Annotated in this window: 2 protein-coding genes; both read right to left on the reverse strand. The window is 35.7% G+C overall.

Going from position 1 to position 4,871, the window contains the following annotated elements; all coding sequences use genetic code 11:
* Positions 1-3,885 (reverse strand): Ig-like domain-containing protein (locus B0A75_RS08190; protein ID WP_449404163.1); only part of this gene is annotated, 3,885 nt, incomplete at its 3' end.
* A gap of 509 nt (positions 3,886-4,394) precedes the next feature.
* A partial coding sequence (locus B0A75_RS08195) for a gliding motility-associated C-terminal domain-containing protein (protein WP_133063517.1) occupies positions 4,395-4,871 on the reverse strand: 477 nt, incomplete at its 5' end.

The following is a 4,871-nucleotide window of genomic DNA, read 5'->3' on the forward strand; positions in this document are numbered from 1 at the left end:
TTCATTAGAATTAACGGTAACCGTCGCAGTTCCTGTCTGTGTTTGTTCACAAGCTGTTGAACTTGTATCTTTTACACTCACCAAAGTATAAGCAAAAGTTCCTGTTGCATCTGTTGGAGCTTCCACTGTAACTGAATTACCACTTGTTGTGGTTACAGTATTATTTGCTCCTCCATTTATTTTATACGTAAATGTATAAGGGGCTGTACCATTTGATCCTGTAAATGTAACCAAAGGCTCAGTTCCGTTATTACAAACAGCTGTTGTTCCAGAAATAGCTGCTGTTGGCAATGGATTTATTGTAACTGTTGCTGTTCCCGTCTGTGTCTGTGAACACGCAGTTGAACTGGTATCTTTTACACTTACTAAGGTATAAACAAAACTTCCAGCAACTGCTGTTGAAACTGGAACATTTACAATGTTGTTGCTTCCAACTGTTGATACAGTCAAATCAGTGCCATTATTGATCTTATAAGTAAAAGTATATGGCGCTGTTCCGTTTGCTCCTGTAAAACTAATTACTGGTACTGTTGCTTCTCCTATACAAACGGATCCCGTTGCGCCAATACTTGCTGTTGGCAATGGATTAACAGTTACCACCACTGCTTTTGCAGGCGGAGGAATAGTACAAATACCATCTGCAGAAACGGTTACATAATAAGTTGTGGTAATTGTAGGACTTACCTCGGCAGTTTCAGTATTACTTATTGAATTTTCTAAATCGGGATCGGTGTACCAAACAAAAAGCGGATTTGCGAGTGGACTGGTCGCTGTTAATATTGCCGTTTCTCCATTACAAATCGTTTGGTCTGCTGCACTAATATCTGATACTTTTGCTACAGGATTAACCGTAACTTTCACCCCTTTACGGCTTCCTTCCTCATTTATACAAATATCATCACCCTGAACTCCAACATAATAAGTTGTAGTAGTAACCGGACTTACTATTAAGTTTTTACCAGTTCCTAATACCGCAGCCGATGCAAGATCACTGTCGTACCATGTAAATACAGCATTTGATATCGTGGGTGCCGCTATTTCTAAATCAATATTTTTTTCATTTGGGCAAATAGTTCTATCTTCTGCAATAATTTTAGATGCATCTGCTCTTGGGCTTACAATTACAGTAAAAGTGGTTGATTTATCAGTTCCGCATCCACTTGATACAGCTGTTATAACTGCTGTTCCGTTAAATGCACTATTCCATTCTACTTTTCCGGGCTGACCGCCTGCTCCAATTGTCCCTGCTTCAGGAGGAGAAATCTGACAACTTATAGAAGATGCATTCGCAGCCGTTGCCATATAATCTGATTGCTGAGCCGCCACAGACTGACAAATTAAACTTGGGCTGGATGTATTAAAAATAGGAGCTGCTACTTCCGCAAGAGGGTTTACGGTAACAATAGTTGATCCATTTATAACACAGCCAGCTGCAGAATTAATTGTTACTTTGTATAATCCGCTATTGGCTGCCGTTAGATTTTGAATATCTAGTGTATTACTTCTTATAGTCGAATTATTTGGCAATGTCCAGACAATACTTGAAACAGGTCCAACAGCAACGGTTGAAAAATGTAATGATGCTCTTGTACAGTAGGTATTATCTCCAAAAATAACGTCTGTTAACTGCGCTAACTCAGCCAGTTTAAAAGACTGAATAACTTCATAACAAAGTGTCTTGGCTTTAACTACATAAGTATCAGCCGTAAGCCCAGTGAAAACTGTACCCGTTTGACCTGTTGAAGGAAAATCAGCATCTGATGCTTTTTTAATGAAATAGGTTACTGTTCCTACTGCATTATTCACTTTTACGGTTAAGCTTCCTGTCGTATTACTTGGACAAATTACACCGCCTGATTGTGTTAAATCAAAAGCAGGAAAATTAGGCTGCACCGTCAAAGGTACTGCAGTTGTATTTTCAAATATTTCTGAAGCCTGCAACAATCTATTATCACCTTTTCGGCTTAACGCAAGTTGGTAATTTCCAGCCAAATCTACTGAAAAAGAAAATGGAATTACAGCATTACCTTTAAGGAGAAAATTGCCATCGGTAGATATAAATACAGAAACTCCTGCTGGTGCACTTAAAATTCTTGGATAAGCATAATCATATCCATAAACACTGTACAAAGGTCCTGAAACATCAAAAGTTTTTCCTACAGCTGTAACTTTAATTTCACCTTTTTTAGTATAACGATCGCAAGTAGTCGTACTAGGTGTCGAAGTAACATTTTGAAGAGCCACACTAATAATATAACTATCGAGAACGATATCATATTCTTCACTAAAACATTGGGAGTCTCTTACTCTAATTTTGTAGGTTCCGGGCATTAAATTATTCCCTAATCCAATATTGGAACTGCTTGCGGTTGGTGTTACTACAACATTAATAGATTGTGGACCACTAACAGATTCTATATATACAGGAGCAATTAAACCTAATGCCGAAGTTAAATTATTAATTACAAGTGCCGATTTCCCAATATTTTTACCACTTATTCCATCTGTAAAGGTGATTTTGTCTCTGGTTGATTTTGGCATAAAATAAGCAGGATCAATGTACAAATTGTTAGGGTCTGACTGACTGGGTTTTGTGGTTGTCGATGTAGTATAATTTCTAAAAGAATAAGAAGACAGAAAAGCTCCAGTACCATCTTTAGCAGCAACTGTATATGTTTTTCCTATATCTAGTTTAAATTTAAAGTTTTGCGGAAGCTCATAATGCTGGGTATTTGAAGTTCCGTTTTCAGTAACATCTAATGTTATAGGCTGACAGCCTCCAGATTGATATGTACTCGTCCAAACTTCTACCTGATTGGCTGCAACACAGGCTGCCGGGGATGGATCATCATAAATTGAAAAACCAACAAAAGTAAACGGTTTTATTTTAAACTCATTGTATTGCGCCAAATCTAACTGATTTGTTTTTGTAATCCCACAGATAGTGACCGAAAGTTTAATTAATCCCCATTTGCTCCTGTCATTAGGCAGTACATAACTATTACTGCCGGAAACTTGTGAAGCAGTTAAATTATCATAAACATCAAAACCTCCAGAAGCATTTTGTATTTCCAGTTTATAAACAGGATTTCTGCTTCCATAAAATGTTGGTCCTCCTGTTGGAGTAGTAATATCTGTAATTATAGTATTAAGTAGGTAAGAAACATTAGTAATAGAGGCTGTTGCAATTCCAGAACAGACATTTAGGGGAGTATTATAGACCACATTAAAATATCCTGTGTTGGGCTGTGTATTAACTGTACCTAAAGTAAAGTCTGTATAGAGTACATTGGGTTTTACTGTCAGCGTATTTGGAGTATAAACAACCGTTCCGCAAGCATCTGTTGCTCTTAAAGTATAATTTCCCGCAGCAACACCATCAAAAAAAACATTTGTTAATGAGTTAGTGGCTGGTATTTGTTGTACTGTAATATTACTAGAATTTATTAATTCAATTTTATACGGTTTATTCCCTCCTGTAACAAAGATTGAAACTCTCCCCAATGGATCGGCTGATCCTGTACAATAAGCATATGGATTAGAATAATAACTTGAAAAGGCTGGAGAACTTGTATTATATTGATTTGCTACCGAAATAGTACTCGCTGAAGGAATAAAATTGGCACCATTATAATAACCGTAATAATAATTTCCTGGACCTAAAAATGAAAAAACCGGAGATGTACTGCTTATAACATCTGCGGCTGTATAGGGAGACTTTGCTATACCATAAATTATTGGTTCAGGTATTCCTGATGCAGTTAATTCTATTTTGCCATTTGCGGCACAGGTTGACGGGGTTGCCACGGCTGTAACCGTTTGAGCAGAAATTTTCAATACAGCTAAGAAAAACGCAAGTACGAATAAAGAAAAGTTTGTTTTCATAACATTTTAATTAAACAAATTGTACACAATATTCTTTCATCATTTTGTTCACGAATTTTTATTGTATTCATTGCTTTTGGTGTGTATATTTTTAAAAAAAATACAGCAGCAAAATTCTATTAAACCAAAACTTAAACGGGTAACTAAAAGTTTTTAATGTATCAAATTAAGACATTTTAAAGCTTGGCATATATCAATTTACTTTAGATATGGGGTAATTTATTTAAGAAAAGAAATTCTAAAAATGTGAAGAAAATATCATTTGAAAAGGCTCGTAACAACAATTACAAATTATAAATTTCAATTTTATTACTACAAAAACGACAAAACCGCACAACAAATATACTGTTTTTCAATAAGTTACATCTTTTGAGAGTGTTTTTTTAGAGTGCAAATTTTCAATCAGCAGTTATGTATTACTGTATTTCGACTTCTTATTGTATAAAAAAACAGGACCGCTCTCGCAGTCCTGTTTCCATTTTTAAATACTTGGTTATTATTTGGTTTAATTATTGATTACTTATATACAGATAACCTGATAGCTGTACTTGTTTTCCATTATCATCATATTCTACTGTATAGAAATATGTACCAGTTGGAAGTTTTTCTCCTTTAAGAACTGTCGCTCTTCCGTCCGAGATTCCTTCAAAAGGATTGGTTACATTATCGTAACCTTTTTTCTCATAAACCTTAGCTCCATATCTGTTAAAGATTCTCACTGTATTATTTGGGAAACAATCAATGCCGCCAATGACAAATGTGTCATTTATTCCATCTCCGTTTGGAGAGATTCCGTTAAAGATATTTGGCAGACATGAAACATTAATAGTCTGTGTGAATACATTTTCGTTTCTGCATTCATCACTTGCTGTCCATATTCTAGTCAAAGTATATCTGCCGCTGCAATCACCTTCGGTTTTTGATTCTGTATAACTTACAAAAGCATCCGTACAAGCATCTTTTGCAGTTAAAACTGCTGGTTCTGG

Origin of the sequence: Flavobacterium oncorhynchi (assembly GCF_002217355.1) — a bacterium.
GTDB lineage: Bacteria > Bacteroidota > Bacteroidia > Flavobacteriales > Flavobacteriaceae > Flavobacterium > Flavobacterium oncorhynchi.